Raw genomic sequence first — 15,577 nt, 5'->3', positions numbered from 1 at the left:
GTGAGGAGGACCAGAGCGAGAATGCGCATAGGTAGCTTCCGATTGTGCCTGGGGCGTCATCCTGCCCGAGGCAAACAAGCAGGACCAGCGCATTTTAATCGATGGCAGAACGATGCAGATCCCCGATGATGGGGCGGCCGAGGGCATTGTCACGTCGTTGAGCGCTAGCCGGAATGAGGGGGCTGAGCCAGGCTAGCCGGATGTCGACTGAGCCCGCCACCTACCCCAGCTACCGCTTCCCGGCCGAGGTCATCCACCATGCCGTCTGGCTCTACCACCTGTTCAGCCTGAGCCTGCGTGACATCGAGCTTATTCTGGCCGAGCGGGGCGTGGTGGCCAGCTACGAGAGCATCCGCCGCTGGTGCCTCCGCTTCGGCACGGAGTTCGCGGCAAAGCTGTGCAAGCAGCGGCCGAGGCCGGGCGACACCTGGCACATGGATGAGGTATACCTAAGGATCAATGGCGAGTTGTTCTACCTCTGGCGCGCGGTGGACCAGCACGGCGTCGTGTTCGACATCCTGGTCCAGGAGCGGCGGAACGCCACGGCGCCAAGCGCTTCTTCCAGCGCCTGCTGGTCGGCCTCAAATACAAGCCGCGTAAGATCGTCACGGATGGGCTCCGCAGCTACGGCGTCGCGCAGCGTGAGGTCCTGCCCGGTGTGCCGCATCGGACCAGCCGCTACCTCAACAATCGTGCCGGGAACTCCCACAGGCCGACGCGACGGCGAGAACGCCAGATGCAGCGCTTCAAGTCAGCTGGACAAGCCCAGCGGTTCCTCTCGGCACACGCGATGATCTATGGCCACTTCCGTCCACGGCGACACCTGATGCCCGCCGAACAGTACCACCGTTCGCGCGACAAGGCCTTCCCGATCTGGCGGCAGGAAACCTGTGTCCAGATGGCGGCGTGACGTCGCGCAAGCTCCGTCCTGCGGTCAAACTCGTCTGGCCATCAAACAACGTGACAATGCCCTCACCATGGCCATTCAGCGGCGGCGGCCAGCACCCGGACCGCGGCTCGCAGTACGCTGCCGACGATTATTGTCGGCTCCTGAAAACAAATGGGGTGCAGCCATCCATGGGTCGCCGCGGCAATTGCCTGGATAATGCGCCCATGGAAAGCTTCTTCCACACCCTCAAGATCGAACTCGTCCAGCAGCGCCAATGGGCCACGCGGCATGAGGCCAGACGCGACATGTTCTCCTACATCGAAAGCTACCACAACCGGCAGCGCATCCACTCCGCCTTGGGCTACCAGACGCCAGAGCAGATGGAGAACGCTGCCGCCTGATCCCTGTCCATCAAATCAGGGGAAGATCAGGACAGCCTGAGGCGACGATCCTGCTCTGGAGGCTGCACAGCGACGGGTAATTCGAGGCCTCCGGGCGTTTTGCCAAAAACACAAACCGGCTTGACGGTTTAGAAGAACGCTGCGCACCCTTCTGCGACAGTTCAGGGCAGCTTGGGCTATGACACGGACTCCGCAGCACCAGCGCAGTGCAGAGACGGTGGCCAAGCTGCTCGATGCCACGGTCGGCCTGCTGCACGACCGCGGCCTGGCGCGGCTCTCCACGGCGGATATCGCGGGAAGCGCCGGTGTCTCGCGCGGCGCTCTGACGCATCACTTCAACAGCAAGGAAGCCATTATCGCCGGCGCGGTCAGCCGCCAGCTGCGCGCCTGCACCGCCGCGCTGCACGAGCACGCGCTGGCCAGCCGCCGCTCCGGCGGCGGCAGCGACGAGCTGGTCGACTACATCTGGCGCATGATGAATGACCGCCTCTTCTACGTGACCATGGAGTACCTGCCGGAAGCCCGTCACAACCCCGAATTCCGCCGCCGCATCATGCCCGTGGTAAAAGAATTCCATGAAGGGCTGAACACTGTCTGGCGCGAACTGGCCGAAAGGACGGGCGTGGAGGTGGAACGCGCCCTGGTGCTGATGAACGCCACCATGTGCCTGATCCGCGGCATGATCGCGCAGACCACGGTGAAGGAAGATCCCGCCTACTTCGACACCCTGCTGGATTTCTGGAAGGAACAGGTGCGCCGGGAGTTTCGCTCCGCCCGCGCGGAGGGACCGCCGCCGGCTGTGGCGGTGCGGCTGCCATGACTGCGCCGCCGCTGGTCGCCGAGAACATCCACCTCGCCTTCGGTGGGCTGAAGGTGCTGGACGGCGCCAGCTTCAGCGTACGCCCCGGCCTCGTCACTGGGCTGATCGGGCCGAATGGCGCGGGCAAGACCACCATGTTCAACGTGCTATCCGGCCTCATCCGCCCGCGTTCCGGCGGCGTCACGTTCTTGGGCAGACGCATCGAACGGGAGCGGCCGCACCAGATTGCGCGGCGTGGGCTGATCCGCTCCTTCCAGATCGCGCGTGGCTTTCCGCACCTGACGGTCTTTGAGCACCTGATGGTCTATGGCACGCGCCAGCCGGGGGAGCGGCTCGGCGCCGCCATCCTCAACACCGTTGCGGCGCGGCGGCGGGAGGCGGAATTGGCCGAGCGCGCGCTGGCCGTCGCCGCGCGGCTGCGCCTTTTCCAGGTCATCGATAACCGGGTCACCGCCCTCTCTGGCGGGCAGAAGAAGCTGCTGGAGATCGGCCGCGCACTGATGGCCGACCCACGCATGATCCTGTTCGACGAGCCCGCCGCCGGTGTGAACCCGACACTGGCGGAGGAAATCGGCGACCAACTGCTCTCGCTGGCACGGGAAGGCTTGACCATCCTGATCGTTGAGCATGACATGGCGCTGATCGAGCGTATTTGCCAGCGCGTCGTCGTCATGGCGCAGGGGCGCACGCTGACGGAAGGCAGCTTCGACGAGGTACGTGCCAATCCCGAGGTGCAGGATGCCTATCTCGGGGGACGGCGATGAGCGCGCTGCTCTCGGTCGAGGAGATTGTTGGTGGCTATGCCTCCGCCGAGCAGGTGGTGAAGGGTGTGACCCTCGCCGCCAATGTCGGGGAGCTGGTGACGGTGATCGGTCCTAACGGGGCCGGCAAGTCCACCGCCCTGAAGCTGGTGGCGGGGCTGCTGCGGCCGTCGCGCGGGCATGTCCGCATCGGCGGCGCGGATGTCGCCGGGCAGGCGCCGCAGGCCATCGCGCGCGCCGGTCTCGGCTTCGTGCCGCAGGAACGCAACATCTTCGGTGCCCTGACCATCGCCGAGAACCTGGAGATGGGCTGCCTCTTCGAGCGCCGCGCCACGCGGGAACGCCTGGCCGAGGCCTATGCTCGCTTCCCGATGCTGGCGGAGAAGCGCCGCGTCGCCGCGCGGAGCCTTTCCGGCGGTCAGCGTCAGGTGCTCGCCGTGGCCATGGCGCTGATGGGCCGCCCGCGCGTCCTGCTGCTGGACGAGCCCACGGCCGGCCTCAGCCCCAAGGCGGCGACCGAATTGTTCGACCTGATCCGCGCCATCGCCACGGGTGGCATCGCCGTGCTGATGGTGGAGCAGAACGCGCTGGAGTCCCTCTCCGTCTCCGACCGCGCCTATGTGCTCGTGGACGGCCGCAACCACCTCGACGGGCCTGCCCGGCAGGTCGCCGACGATCCGGACATTCGCCGCCTGTTTCTCGGCGGCCGTACCCATCAACAGCCTGGCCACCAACACGCTGGAGAGTGACATGACCGAATTGTCGCGCAGGCAGATGCTTGCCGCCGCCGCGCTTGCCGCCGGTACCCTGGCCATGCCGCGTATCCTGCGCGCGCAGGGCAATGGGCCCATAAAGCTCGGCACCCTGACGCCCCTCACCGGCTCCGGCGGCTCCTATGGACCCAGTATGGCGGAGGTGGTGAATCGCGCCGCGGCCGAGATCAACGCCGCCGGCGGCGTGCGCGGCCGCCAGATCCAGATCATCTCGGAAGACGACCAGACCAACCCGGAAGCCGGGCTGCGCGCCGCGCGCAAGCTGATCGACGTGGACGGTGTTTCCGCCATCATCGGCACCTGGGCCTCCTCGGTCACCACGGCCGTCGCGCCGGTGTGCTGGCAGTCCGGCGTCTTCCTGGCGACGGTTTCGGGGGCGGATTCCATCACGCAGTTGCCGCACGGGGGCTTCATCATCCGCACGCAGCCCAATACCAGCCTCCAGGGCACCAAGTTTGGCGAGTTCTCAGCGGAACTGGGTGCCAAGACCGTCGCCTTCATGTCGCCGCAGACGCCCTTCACCGAGGCGCAGTTCAAGTTCATCACCGAGGCCGTGACCAAGGCCGGCGGCAAGACCTCCTCCCTCATCTACGATGACAAGAAGACCACGCTACGCACCGAGGTGGACCAGGTGCTGCGCGGCCGCCCGGATGTCATCGTCATGGGCGGCTATACCAACGACACCGCCGTGCTGGTGCGCGACCTCTACCGTGCCAGCTTCCGCGGCAAGCTGATCGGCTTCGGCTATGCCGTGAACAAGCAGCTTGTCGATGCGCTACCGGCCGATGTCAGCGAGGGCATCTATACGCTCTCGCCCTCCACCGCCGCCGGCTCCGGCGCCTATGCCCATGTCGCCAAGCTGCTTGGGGTGGATGCGCCCGATACTTACAGCGCCCAGTGCTTCGACCATCTCAGCCTGATCGCCATGGCCATGGCGGCGGGCCAGGGCACCACCGGCGCCGTCATCAAGGACAATGTGCGCAAGGTCGCCCAGGGTGGCGGGGAGCGCGTGACGGAGGCGGTCGAAGGGCTGAATCTGATCACCGCCGGCACCAAGGTGGATTACGACGGCGCTTCCGGTCCCTGCGACTTCACCGAGGTCGGCGACATCACCGATGCCAAGTTCCGCTACGAACAGGTCAAGGCCGGCAAGGTCACGCTCCTGAAAATCGCCTGATGATCGAGGCGCTTCTCCAGGCCCTGGTCAACGGCGTCATCTCTGGCTCGCTTCTGGCGCTGCCGGCGCTAGGCTTCAGCGCCATCTTCGCCGTGCTGCGCTTTCCCCATTTCGCCATCGGTGCCCTAGCCACGGCCGGCGCCTATGGCGCCTGGGTGGTGAACGCACGCCTGGGCCTGCCCATCGCCGCCGGCGTCGCCATGGCCTTTGCCGTAGCGGCCTTGCTGGGCGCGGCGCTGGAATACGGGGTGCTGGACCGGCTCGGTCGCGGTGGCGCGCTGATGAAGGCGATCGGCTCGCTCGCCCTCGCCATGGTCATCGAGAATGTGCTGCGCTTCGCCTTCGGCAACGATCTCCAGGCCTTCGACCTGCCGCTGGCGCGGGACGTGGTCTTCGGCCCCATCCGCATCGGGCCGCAACAGATCAACAACCTGCTCGTCGCGCTTGGCGTCATGGCCGCGCTCTGGGCCTTCCTGGCGCTCACGCCGCTGGGCCGCTCGATGCGCGCGGTGGCCGACAACCCGGACCTCGCCCGGCTGAAGGGCGTGGACCCGCGTGTCATCGCTCTGCTCACCGTCGCCGTCGGCAGCGGGCTGTGTGGCGTCGGCGGCACGCTGATCGGCCTTGATACCTCCATCGATCCCATGACCGGGGCACGCATCCTGCTCTCGGTCTTCGCCGCCGCCGTGCTGGGCGGTCTGGGCAGCATTCCCGGCGCCGTGGCGGGCGCCTTCGTCATCGGCATCGCCGAGGAGCTGACCGTGCTTGCCCTCGCGCCCTCCTACCGCCTCGCCGTCAGCTTCGTGGTCATCCTGGCCGTGCTCACCGTACGGCCCGCCGGGCTGCTGGGCAGCCGCGCGGCATGATCACCTATCTCCTTTTCGCGCTCGTCGTCGGCTCGGTCTACGCCCTGCTGGCGCAGAGTCTGATGCTGTCCTGGGGGCTGGCCGGGCTGGTCAACCTCGGCCTCGCCGGCTTCTTCGCGCTCGGCGCCTATGCTTCGGCCATGAGCACGAGTTGGGCGCATGTGCCGATCCCGCTGGGCCTGCTGCTGGCGGTGCTGGTGGCGGGCGGCGCCGGGCTGCTGGTGTGTTTCTCCACCCTGCGCCTGCGTGACGATTACCTGGCCATCGTCACGCTGGGCTTCGCGGAGGTGGTGCGCCTCGTCGCATCCAACGAGGTTTGGCTGACGAATGGCACGGATGGCATTTCCGGCGTACCCAGCTTTCTGCCGCGCGACACCGGATTGTGGTTTCATCTGGGAGCGCTGGTGATCGCGCTGCTGGCTGTGGCTGCCGTCTATGCGCTGCAACGCCGCCTGCTGCAGTCCCCCTGGGGCCGCAGCCTGCGCGCGGTGCGGGAGGATGAGACGGTGGCCGCTGTCGCCGGCAAGAATGTGGTGCGCTTCAAGGCGCAGGCTTTCTCGCTGGCCGCTGGCATCGCCGGGCTCGCGGGCGCCATCTACGGCCACTACACCAGCTACGTGGCGCCGGACCAGTTCCAGCCGCTGATCACCGTCTACATCTTCCTGGCCGTCACTGCCGGTGGCAATGCGCGGCCGGCCGGCGCGGTGATCGGCGCCTATCTCCTCGTCGCCTTCCTGGAGGCGACGCGCTTCCTCACGGAATTCGCGCCCGGCGTCTCGGCCCTGCAACGGGCGGCGCTGCGCGAGATCCTTGTCGGCCTCGGCCTGGTGCTCGTGCTGAGCCTGCGGCCCGATGGCCTCCTTCCCGAACGTTCGCAGAAAGCACCGGGCCGATGAATGACCGTCTTCTCCACAGCCTGCTCTCCGTCACCGATGCCATCGCGCGGGATGCCTCGCCCGAGGCCGCCTTCCGCGCGGTGGAGGCCGCGACCCGCGAGCTGATCGGCCACAAGCTCTTCACCATCCTGGTGCGGCGCGAGGGGGGCGAGGAGGTGGAGCGCGTCTATTCCTCTAACCCCGAGGCCTATCCGGTGCAGGGCCGCAAGCGCATGGGACCGACACCCTGGGGCGCGCTGGTGCTGGACCGGAAGCAGACCTTCCTGGGTTCAGACAAGGCCGCCATCCGCTGGGCCTTCCCGGACCATGAGCTGATCGAGAGCCTCGGCCTCGGCGCCGTCATCAACGTCACCGCCATCCAGGGTGGAGATGTGCTGGGCACGCTCAACCTGCTGGACGCCGAGGGCGCCTATACGGTGCAGGAGCAGGTGGACACCGCCCACGCCTTCACGCCCTTCCTGATCCCCGCCCTGTTGCAGAAGCGTGCCTAAACCATGACCAGCATCCTGTTCCAGAACGCCTCTATCCTCGACGGCACGGGCGACACCGCCCTGGCCGACCACCACGTACTGGTGGAGAACGGGATGATCCGCGAGGTTTCGGACCGCCCGATCACCGCATCCTCCGCCCAGGTGGTGGACCTGCGTGGCCGCACGCTGATGCCGGGGCTGATCGACTGCCACGTGCATGTCATCGCCACCATGGCGGACCTCGGCGCCAATGCGGAGTTGCCGGACACGCTGGTGGCGCTGCGCTCCGCCAGGATCATGCGCGAGATGCTGATGCGCGGCTTCACCACAGTCCGCGACCTCGGCGGCGCCGACCACGGTCTGGTGATGGCAGTCGAGGAAGGGCTGATCGAGGCGCCGCGCCTGGTCATCTGCGGCAAGGCGCTGTCGCAGACCGGCGGCCACACCGACTACCGCGGCCGCTACCACCACCGGGATGTCGGGCACTATGGGGACAAGGTCGGCGCCATGGGCCGTGTGGTGGATGGCGTGGACGCCGTGCGCCGCGTGGCGCGGGAGGAGATCAAGGGCGGCGCGCAGTTCATCAAGATCATGGCGAATGGCGGTGTTTCCTCGCCCACCGATCCCATCGCCTTCCTTGGCTTCTCCAATGACGAGGTGCGCGCGGCCGTGGAGGAAGCGCGCAATGCGCAGACCTATGTCGCCGCCCATCTCTACACGGACGGGGCCATCCGCCGCGCTGTGGAATGCGGCGTGATCTCGGTGGAGCACGGCAACCTGATCACGCCGGAAACCGCCCGGCTGGTGAAGGAGAAGGGGGCCTTTGTTGTCCCCACCAATGTCACTTTCGATGCCCTGGCGCGGGAGGGCGCTTCCCTCGGCCTGCCGCCGCCCTCCATCGCCAAGATCGAGGATGTGCGCGCGCAGGGCATGGAGGCGCTGAAGATCCTGCACGAGGCCGGGGTGATGATGGCCTATGGCTCCGACCTTCTGGGCGAGATGCACCGCCACCAGTCGGACGAGTTCATCCTGCGGGGGCAGGTTCTGCCGGCCATCGAGGTCATCCGCTCCGCCACGGTTCACGCCGCTAGGGTGGTGCGGCAGGAAGGCCTACTGGGCGTCGTCACGCCCGGCGCCCATGCCGACCTGATCGTGGTGGATGGCGACCCGCTGGCGGACCTCTCGCTGTTGACCGGCCAGGGGCGGCATATGCCGGCCATCATGAAGGCCGGGCGCTTCCACAAGAACCAGCTTGCCGCCTGAAGGAGACGCCGCCATGCGCCTGAGCGACTTCAAGGTCCTGACCTTCGACTGCTACGGCACGCTGATCGACTGGGAAAGCGGCATGTTCGCCGCGTTGCGCCCGCTGACGCGGCGCGTGGAGCGCCCGCTGAGCCGCAACGAGATCCTGCAGGCCCATGCGCATCACGAATCCGCGCAGCAGGCGCAGACGCCCGCCAAGCCCTACGACCAGTTGCTGGCCATCGTCTACAAGCGACTGGCGGAGCAATGGGGCGTGGTGGCCAGCCACGAGGAATGCGTGGCCTATGGCCGCTCCGTCCGCGCCTGGCCGGCCTTTCCGGATACGATGGAGGCCTTGCGCTACCTCAAGCGTTTCTACAAGCTGGTGATCCTGTCCAACGTGGACAACGCTAGCTTCGCCATGAGCAACGCGCGGCTTGGCGTGGATTTCGACGCGGTGGTGACGGCGGAGGACGCGGGTTCCTACAAGCCCAGCCTCAACAACTTCCACTACATGCTGGACCGGCTTTCCAGCATGGGAATCACGAAGGGCGACATTCTGCACACCGCTGAAAGCCTGTTCCACGACCACAAGCCGGCGAATGAAATGGGCTTGGCCGCCTGCTGGATTCACCGGCGTCATGCCGATGAGGGCTTCGGCGCTACCATGGACCCCGGCGGGCGCCCGAAATTCGATTTCAGCTTCACCAGCATGGGCGAGATGGCCAGGGCCCACTGCGAGGAACAGCGCGGCTGACAGGACAATATTTCCTTGACCCTATCCCCCGGCCGCGTCGCCTTCGGCGCCCTGGTTGCCGCCGCCTTCACCCTGATCCTAGCGCCCGTGGCGATGGTGATGGTAATCAGCATTTTCCGCCAGGAGATCGTCTCCTTTCCGCCGTCGGGCTTCACTCTGGGCTGGTACGTCAATGCCTGGGCACGGCAGGAATTCGCGCGGGGCTTCGTTACGAGCGCGCAGGTGGCGGCGATCGCGACGCTGATCGGCGTGCCGCTCGGTACCGCCGCCGCCTATGCGCTGGTGCGCGGCCGGCCGCGCGGTGCCGGCGCGCTGAACACGCTGCTGCTGGGGCCGCTGGCCGTGCCGGGCGTGGTGGCGGGCACGGCGCTCTACATGTTCTACCTGCGCGCCGAGTTCTGGCTGGACCGCGACATCACCTCCACTCTCGAAGGGCTGGTGGCGGCGCATGTGCTACTGACCATTCCCTGGACCGTGCGGCTGGTCACCGCCAGCCTGCAAGGCATGGACCTGGCGGCGGAGGAAGCGGCGGCCAATCTCGGCGCCCGGCCCTTCACCGTGTTCCGCCGCGTCACCGTGCCGGCCATGCGGCCTGGCATCATCGCCGCCTGCCTGTTCTCCTTCATCCAGAGCTTCGAGAACCTGGAACTGAGCCTGCTGCTGGTCGGCCCAGGCCGCACCACGCTGCCGGTGGCCATGCTGAACTACCTCGAGTTCCGCGTGGACCCGACACTGGCGGCCGTCGCCACCGTGCAGATCCTCATTGTCGCCGCGCTGATGCTGGTCACCGACCGCTTCGTCTCGATCGCCAGAACCGTATGACGCCGGGAGCCTTCTGATGGGCAGCCTTCTCCTTGATGCCCTGAGCAAGCGCTACGGCGCCTCCACCGCGGTGGAGCGCGTGGACCTCGACCTGCGCCAGGGTGAGATGGTGGCGCTGCTCGGCCCTTCCGGCTGCGGCAAAACCACCACGCTGCGCATGGTGGCCGGCTTCGTGCCGCCGAGCGGCGGGCGGGTGGTGATCGGCGGCAAGGACGTGACGCAGGCGCCGCCGCATGCGCGCGACACCGGCATGGTGTTCCAGTCCTATGCACTGTTCCCGCATATGACGGTGGGCCAGAACGTGGCCTTCGGGCTGGAGATGCGCCGCGTGAACCGTGCGGACCGCGAGGCCCGCGCACGGGAAGCCCTGCGCATGGTGCGGCTGGAGGGGCTGGATGACCGGTTGCCCCGCCAGCTATCCGGCGGCCAGCAGCAGCGCGTGGCGCTGGCCCGCGCCCTGGTGGTGAACCCTGCCGTGTTTCTGCTGGATGAGCCGCTCTCCAACCTCGACGCCAAGCTGCGTGGGGAGGTGCGGATGGAGATCCGCGCCCTGCAGCAGCGCCTGGGCCTGACCACCCTGATCGTCACCCACGACCAGGAGGAGGCGCTGACCATGGCCGACCGGCTGGTGGTGATGGACCGCGGCCGGGTGCGGCAGGTCGGCACGGCGGAGGACCTGTACGAGCGCCCGGCGGACCCCTTCGTGGCTGGCTTCGTCGGCCGCTGCAACCTGCTGGAAGGGCGGCTGGAAGAGCAGGGGCGGTTCCGCACGGCCTCCGGCGCCCTGCTGCCCTGCGCGGCGGATGCGGCGCCGGGCGGCGCGGCCGTGCTGGCGCTGCGGCCGGAACTTGTCGCCATCTCGCCTGGAGGGCCCGCCCGCCTGCGAGCCGTGACCTATCTCGGCCCGCAGACGGAGTATCATGCGGAGCTGGACGGCACGCCCCTGGTCGCCATCTGCCAGACGCCCGGCCCCGCCGACCCACTGCGCCGCCTGTCCCCCGGGGATGGCGTGAGCCTTTCCTGGGACGCCTCAACCGCCCGGCTGCTGCCGGCCACGCCGAACGACAAAGGAGCCTGACGATGATCATCTCCCGACGCGCAACCCTGGCTGGTGCGGCCATCGCCGCCGCCTCCGCCGGCCTTCCGGGCCTCGCCCGCGCCCAGTCCAAGCAGGCCGTGGTTGGCACCTGGGGCGGGGACTATGGCGAGCTGCTGCGGCAGAATATCGACGTGCCGATGATGCAGCCGCAGGGCATCGAGATCCTGCAGGACGTCGCAAATGCTGACCCCCGCAAGACCAAAATGCTGGCTGAGCGCCAGGCGCGGCGCGGCACCATGGACGTGTCCTGCCTCTCGGACACCGACATGAACATGATGGCGGCGCAGAACACGCTGGAAACGCTGGACACCTCGCGCCTGAAGCGCGCCGGCACCATCGTGCAGGCCCTACGCAAGCCCTATGCCATCCCGCATATCTATTCGGCGCTGGTGCTGCTCTACAACCCGGACAAGGTGACCACGCCGCCCACCTCCTTTGCCGATATGTGGGACCCGAAGTATCGCGGGCGCGTCGGCTTTTCCGACATCCTGTATTCCACCAACACCTTTGCCGCGGCCATGGCCGGCGGCGGCGGCTTCAGCGACTACAAGCCGGGTCAAGCCAAGCTGATGGAGCTGCGCTCGCTGGACGCCAAGGTCTACCCTTCCAACGAGGCGCTGGCCGCCGCGCTGAAGGGCGAGGAAGTCTGGATGACGCCGATGTGGCTGGCGCGTGGCTTCATGTGGCAGAAGGCCAGCATTCCGCTGCGGCATGTCGTGCCAAGTGAGGGCGCCTATGCCATCGTCTTCGAGGCCGGCATCCCGAAGAACAGCCGCAGCAAGGACCAGGCCTATGCCTACCTGGACGCCATGCTGCAGCCACAGGCGCAGACTGCCTTCGCCGACCGCATGGGCTACCTGCCCACGGTGACGGATGCCACGCTGCCGCCGGAGATCGCCAAGCAGATCAGCCTGACGGAAGCCGAGCAGGCGCGGCTGCGGGCGCCGGATTACGATTACCTGCTGCGCGCCCATGGCGAGATCCTGGATTTCTGGAACAAGCAGTTCAAGGCGTAAGGGCCTTGGCCGCGCTCGTCCTGCCCGCCGGAATCCTCGTGCTGCTGCTGCTGGTGGCGCCGCTGCTGCTGCTGTTCCGCATCTCACTCAACCTGTTCAGCCCGACCGAGATGATGGTGGAGGCGACGACCGCGGCCAATTACTTCCAGGCCGTGCAGGACCCCTACTACCGTCAGGTTCTGCTAACCACCCTAGCTGTGGCGCTGGGTAGCACTCTGCTCACCCTTGGCCTGGGCTTTCCTGCCGCCTATTGGCTGGCGCGGATGCAGGGGCGGGCGAAAAGCTTCTTCACCATCCTCGTTATTTTCCCGCTGCTGGTGGGCAATGTGGTGCGCGCTGCCGGTTGGCTGGCGCTGTTGGGCAATGGCGGGGCCATCAATGCCGCGCTGCTCGGCCTGGGCATCGTCGCGGCGCCGCTGCCGCTGCTCTACAACACTGGCGCCGTGGTGGCCGGCATCGTCGCCGTGGTGCTGCCCTACATGATCCTGACGCTGTCAGCGGTGATCGAGGGCATTCCGCGCCAGGCGGAGGAAGCAGCTGCCAATCTCGGGGCGAAGCCGCTGGCCGTCTTCCGCCGTGTGGTGCTGCCACTGGCGCTGCCGGGCGTGGTGGCGGGTTGCGTGCTGGTCTTCGTGCTCTGCATGAACACCTATGCCAGCGCCGTGCTGCTGGGCGGGCCGCAGTTCAAGATGATGGCGCCCGCCGTCTACGACCAGTTCGTGCGCGGCAACAACTGGCCCTTCGGCGCTGCGCTGGCCTTCATTCTGCTGGGCTTCACGCTGGTGCTGACCGTGGCCGGTAGCGCCGTGCTCAGCCGCCGTTACCGTCGTTGAGGGAAGGAGAGAGCATGCCAGGCACCATGTCGGAGGCAGCGCCGAAGGTTGGGACCGAGATCACGGCCAAGAATGCCAAGCTCGGCATGCCGCCGATAGCCGCCTCCACGGGGCGTGACCGTGGCACCGGTCCTTACCGCCGGCTGGTGCTACGCGGCGCCACCGTGATCGACGGCACCGGGGCGCCGCCTTGGGGCCCGGCCGATATTGTGATCGAGGGCGACCGGATCGCCGCCATCACGCCCGTCGGCACTCCGGGCAAGCCGATCAACCCTTCCCGACGCCCGCCCGAGGGGGATCACGAGATCGACTGCCACGGCAAGTTCGTTACGCCGGGGCTGATCGATTGCCACACCCATATCGGCGTGCCCTACCACGCGCTGCATGGCAATGTCGCACCGGCGGATTACGTCTACAAACTGTGGTTGGCGCATGGCGTTACGACGGTGCGCGAGATGGGCTGCTTCAGCGGCCTGGACTGGGTGGCGGAGCAACGGGAAGCCTCGGCCGCCAACCGCATCGCCGCGCCGCGCATCCTGGCGCATCCCTACTTTCCGGCCGTCAACGACATGCTGAAGACCATCCACACGCCTGATGAGGCGAGGGACTGGCTGCGCCGTGCCAAGGATGCTGGCGCGGATGGCGTGAAGTTCTTCGGCGCCCCGCCAGCCATCATGCGCGCGGCGTTGGAGGAATGCGGTAAGCTGGGCTTGCGCTCCGGCTGCCACCACGCGCAGCAGGCGGTGACGCGCATGAACGCGCTGACCACGGCGCAATGGGGCCTGACCAGCGCCGAGCATTATTACGGGCTGCCGGAGGCGCTCTATAACGACCGCATCGTCCAGGCCTATCCGCCCGGCTACAACTACAATGACGAGTATTTTCGCTTCTCCTCCGCCGGCCAGACCTTTCTGCAGGCCGCCGAGCCTGGCAGCGCCAAGTGGAACGAGGTGCTGGAGCGGTTCCTGGAGATCGATTTCACCTTCGTCCCCACAATGACGATCTACGACGCCAACCGCGACCTGATGCGCTTCCGCCGCGCGGACTGGCACGATGACTTCACCTGGCCCAGCATGTGGCGCTACTTTCAGCCCGCGCGCGGGGGCCATGGCGCCTACTGGTACCGCTGGTCCGTCACTAACGAGGTGGAGTGGAAGGGCCACTACCGCCTTTGGATGCAATTCCTGAATGCCTACAAGAATCGGGGCGGCCGCGTCTGTACCGGCAGCGATTCCGGCTTCATCTTCCAGATCTTCGGCTTCGGCTTCATCCGTGAACTGGAACTGCTGCAGGAGGCCGGCTTCAACGCGCTGGAGGTTCTGCGCTCCGCCTCCATCCTGGGCGCCGAGCTGCTGGGCATCGACAATGAGACCGGCAGCATCGAGGTCGGCAAGCTGGCCGACCTGCTCGTACTGGACGAGAACCCGCTGGATGACTGGAAGCTGCTCTATGGCACCGGCGCGCTGCGGCTGAACGACGAGACCGGCAAGGCCGAGTGGCGCCATGCCCTGCGCCACACGATCCGTGCCGGTTTGGTCTTCGACGTCGAGGAACTGTTGTCCGACATCCGCGGCATGGTTGCCGCGCAGAAGGAGCGGGAGGCGGCGACGGCATGACCGCGACGACCGAGTTCATCCTGCTCGCCGGCTTCCTGGGCAGCGGCAAAACCTCGCTGCTGGTGGACTGGCTCGCGCTGCCGGAAGCCGCTCATACCGCCGTCATCGTGAACGAGGCCGGCGAGATTGATGTGGACGGCGCCATCATCGCGACGAGCGGCACCATTCCCATTGCCATGCTGGCCAATGGCTGCGTCTGCTGCTCGCTGACCAACGATTTGGTCTTCACCATCCGCGCCCTGGTGGAGGAGCGCGAGAGGGCAGGCCTGCCGCCCTTCCGCCGTATCGTGCTGGAAGCCTCTGGCCTGTCGCGCCCCGGGCCCATCCTGCGCTCCCTTGCGCCGCTGGCGCCGCTGGGGCTCACCGTGCGTATCGTCACCACCTGCGACGCGTCCCAGGCCGCGCGGCATGCCGAGCACTTCGACGAGATCACCACTCAGCTTGCTGCTGCCAGCACGATCGTTTTCACCAAGCCCGATCTCGCCAGCACCGGTGCCGCCGAGGCCTTGGCCGCTTCCATCAACCCGCTAGCGCTGCGGGTCCTGGAGCGAGATCGCACCGCCCGCGCCCGCGCTGCCTTCAGTGCGACGGGGCCGGCCCACGCAGCGCCTTGGTTTTCGGACGCCGCTCACCCGCGCATCGCCGTGTTGCGCGCCTCTTTTTCAGAGAGTGCGACCTGGGAGGACCGGCTTGACTGGATGGAAGACCTCGCGGCTTTTTGCGGCGATCGCCTCCTACGCGTGAAGGGGTTCATCCGCCGGCCGCAAACGGGAGAGGTGCTGCTGGTCCAGGCTGTTGGTACACTTTTCAGCCCGATGACGGCCCTTTCAGGGGGCCAGAACCTGCCCGAAGGCGTGGTGATCATTGCAAGGGACCTGGGCGCGAGCGATCTGCGCGCGGTGAATCCTGACGCGCTGGTGCTCATCTCCTCCTATAGATCCAGGGCGGCCCTGGCTTGCGCTGCGGTGGACGCCGGCTAACCGACGGCGTTTTCGCTGCGGCGATATGCATGGTGCCGGGTAATCGGGAACGCTCAAGTCGGCTGATTCTGTCAGCAACCTTGTTGCACGGACTGGCGGCTTGGAGGTGGAGGCCCGGGAAGTTACGGGTCGGGTCTCTGTCCCTGCAGTTTGGATGCC

Annotated in this window: 15 protein-coding genes and 2 pseudogenes; all 17 read left to right on the top strand. The window is 67.2% G+C overall.

From position 1 onward, the window contains the following. Window positions 1-200 precede the first annotated feature (200 nt). The 17 genes and pseudogenes from EBE87_RS25715 to EBE87_RS25635 all read left to right on the top strand — a co-directional run bounded on the left by EBE87_RS25715 (window position 201) and on the right by EBE87_RS25635 (window position 15,418). A pseudogene (locus EBE87_RS25715) lies at window positions 201-910 on the top strand (IS6 family transposase). 89 nt (window positions 911-999) lie between these two features. Beyond that, window positions 1,000-1,290 (top strand): annotated as a pseudogene (locus EBE87_RS25710) (integrase core domain-containing protein); the annotation flags it as partial. 178 nt (window positions 1,291-1,468) lie between these two features. After that, entirely contained in the window at window positions 1,469-2,110 is a 642-nt protein-coding gene (locus tag EBE87_RS25705; RefSeq protein ID WP_122140248.1) for a TetR/AcrR family transcriptional regulator, read from the top strand. Further along, a complete protein-coding gene (locus EBE87_RS25700; RefSeq protein WP_122140247.1) occupies window positions 2,107-2,874 on the top strand; it encodes an ABC transporter ATP-binding protein in 768 nt (255 codons plus the stop codon). Before EBE87_RS25705 ends, EBE87_RS25700 begins: the two co-directional genes overlap by 4 nt. Beyond that, complete coding sequence (locus EBE87_RS25695) at window positions 2,871-3,620, top strand: ABC transporter ATP-binding protein (RefSeq protein WP_122140246.1); 750 nt, start codon at window positions 2,871-2,873, stop codon at window positions 3,618-3,620. Before EBE87_RS25700 ends, EBE87_RS25695 begins: the two co-directional genes overlap by 4 nt. A 1-nt stretch (window position 3,621) precedes the next feature. Then, the gene (locus EBE87_RS25690) at window positions 3,622-4,821 is read left to right on the top strand and encodes an ABC transporter substrate-binding protein (RefSeq protein WP_122140245.1); all 1,200 of its coding nucleotides are present in this window, start codon (window positions 3,622-3,624) and stop codon (window positions 4,819-4,821) included. Continuing rightward, window positions 4,821-5,687, top strand: a complete 867-nt coding sequence (locus tag EBE87_RS25685) for a branched-chain amino acid ABC transporter permease (protein ID WP_122140244.1) — start codon at window positions 4,821-4,823, stop codon at window positions 5,685-5,687. Before EBE87_RS25690 ends, EBE87_RS25685 begins: the two co-directional genes overlap by 1 nt. Beyond that, window positions 5,684-6,583, top strand: a complete 900-nt coding sequence (locus EBE87_RS25680) for a branched-chain amino acid ABC transporter permease (protein WP_122140243.1) — start codon at window positions 5,684-5,686, stop codon at window positions 6,581-6,583. Before EBE87_RS25685 ends, EBE87_RS25680 begins: the two co-directional genes overlap by 4 nt. Beyond that, window positions 6,580-7,074: a GAF domain-containing protein gene (locus tag EBE87_RS25675; protein ID WP_199726520.1), complete on the top strand. Its 495-nt coding sequence runs from the start codon at window positions 6,580-6,582 to the stop codon at window positions 7,072-7,074. The genes EBE87_RS25680 and EBE87_RS25675 overlap by 4 nt, the downstream gene beginning before the upstream one ends. A gap of 3 nt (window positions 7,075-7,077) precedes the next feature. After that, on the top strand, window positions 7,078-8,316 hold the full coding sequence (locus EBE87_RS25670) for a metal-dependent hydrolase family protein (protein WP_122140242.1): 1,239 nt from the start codon (window positions 7,078-7,080) through the stop codon (window positions 8,314-8,316). 13 nt (window positions 8,317-8,329) lie between these two features. Further along, window positions 8,330-9,052, top strand: a complete 723-nt coding sequence (locus EBE87_RS25665) for a haloacid dehalogenase type II (protein WP_122140241.1) — start codon at window positions 8,330-8,332, stop codon at window positions 9,050-9,052. 15 nt (window positions 9,053-9,067) lie between these two features. Further along, window positions 9,068-9,874, top strand: a complete 807-nt coding sequence (locus EBE87_RS25660; RefSeq protein ID WP_233560196.1) for an ABC transporter permease — start codon at window positions 9,068-9,070, stop codon at window positions 9,872-9,874. Between the two features lie 16 nt (window positions 9,875-9,890). Beyond that, window positions 9,891-10,952, top strand: a complete 1,062-nt coding sequence (locus EBE87_RS25655; protein ID WP_122140239.1) for an ABC transporter ATP-binding protein — start codon at window positions 9,891-9,893, stop codon at window positions 10,950-10,952. Between the two features lie 2 nt (window positions 10,953-10,954). Beyond that, window positions 10,955-11,989 (top strand): extracellular solute-binding protein, encoded by a 1,035-nt coding sequence (locus EBE87_RS25650; protein ID WP_199726519.1) that lies wholly within the window; start codon window positions 10,955-10,957, stop codon window positions 11,987-11,989. A gap of 5 nt (window positions 11,990-11,994) precedes the next feature. Further along, the gene (locus tag EBE87_RS25645; protein ID WP_122140238.1) at window positions 11,995-12,822 is read left to right on the top strand and encodes an ABC transporter permease; all 828 of its coding nucleotides are present in this window, start codon (window positions 11,995-11,997) and stop codon (window positions 12,820-12,822) included. Between the two features lie 14 nt (window positions 12,823-12,836). After that, a complete protein-coding gene (locus EBE87_RS25640; RefSeq protein ID WP_233560194.1) occupies window positions 12,837-14,438 on the top strand; it encodes an amidohydrolase family protein in 1,602 nt (533 codons plus the stop codon). Continuing rightward, the gene (locus tag EBE87_RS25635) at window positions 14,435-15,418 is read left to right on the top strand and encodes a CobW family GTP-binding protein (RefSeq protein WP_122140237.1); all 984 of its coding nucleotides are present in this window, start codon (window positions 14,435-14,437) and stop codon (window positions 15,416-15,418) included. The genes EBE87_RS25640 and EBE87_RS25635 overlap by 4 nt, the downstream gene beginning before the upstream one ends. Window positions 15,419-15,577: the final 159 nt, after the last annotated feature.

The organism is Teichococcus wenyumeiae (genome assembly GCF_003696345.1).
Classification (GTDB): Bacteria; Pseudomonadota; Alphaproteobacteria; order Acetobacterales; family Acetobacteraceae; genus Pseudoroseomonas; species Pseudoroseomonas wenyumeiae.
The sequence above is the reverse complement of the archived record's forward strand: the minus strand, read 5'-3'. Positions and strand labels throughout refer to the sequence as shown.

Coding starts and splice junctions, on each gene's coding strand:
- EBE87_RS25665 (WP_122140241.1), top strand. CDS start 8,330: ATGCGCCTGAGCGACTTCAAGGTCCTGACCTTCGACTGCTACGGCACG.
- EBE87_RS25690 (WP_122140245.1), top strand. CDS start 3,622: ATGACCGAATTGTCGCGCAGGCAGATGCTTGCCGCCGCCGCGCTTGCC.
- EBE87_RS25675 (WP_199726520.1), top strand. CDS start 6,580: ATGAATGACCGTCTTCTCCACAGCCTGCTCTCCGTCACCGATGCCATC.
- EBE87_RS25635 (WP_122140237.1), top strand. CDS start 14,435: ATGACCGCGACGACCGAGTTCATCCTGCTCGCCGGCTTCCTGGGCAGC.
- EBE87_RS25705 (WP_122140248.1), top strand. CDS start 1,469: ATGACACGGACTCCGCAGCACCAGCGCAGTGCAGAGACGGTGGCCAAG.
- EBE87_RS25680 (WP_122140243.1), top strand. CDS start 5,684: ATGATCACCTATCTCCTTTTCGCGCTCGTCGTCGGCTCGGTCTACGCC.
- EBE87_RS25655 (WP_122140239.1), top strand. CDS start 9,891: ATGGGCAGCCTTCTCCTTGATGCCCTGAGCAAGCGCTACGGCGCCTCC.
- EBE87_RS25650 (WP_199726519.1), top strand. CDS start 10,955: ATGATCATCTCCCGACGCGCAACCCTGGCTGGTGCGGCCATCGCCGCC.
- EBE87_RS25700 (WP_122140247.1), top strand. CDS start 2,107: ATGACTGCGCCGCCGCTGGTCGCCGAGAACATCCACCTCGCCTTCGGT.
- EBE87_RS25670 (WP_122140242.1), top strand. CDS start 7,078: ATGACCAGCATCCTGTTCCAGAACGCCTCTATCCTCGACGGCACGGGC.
- EBE87_RS25640 (WP_233560194.1), top strand. CDS start 12,837: ATGCCAGGCACCATGTCGGAGGCAGCGCCGAAGGTTGGGACCGAGATC.
- EBE87_RS25695 (WP_122140246.1), top strand. CDS start 2,871: ATGAGCGCGCTGCTCTCGGTCGAGGAGATTGTTGGTGGCTATGCCTCC.
- EBE87_RS25685 (WP_122140244.1), top strand. CDS start 4,821: ATGATCGAGGCGCTTCTCCAGGCCCTGGTCAACGGCGTCATCTCTGGC.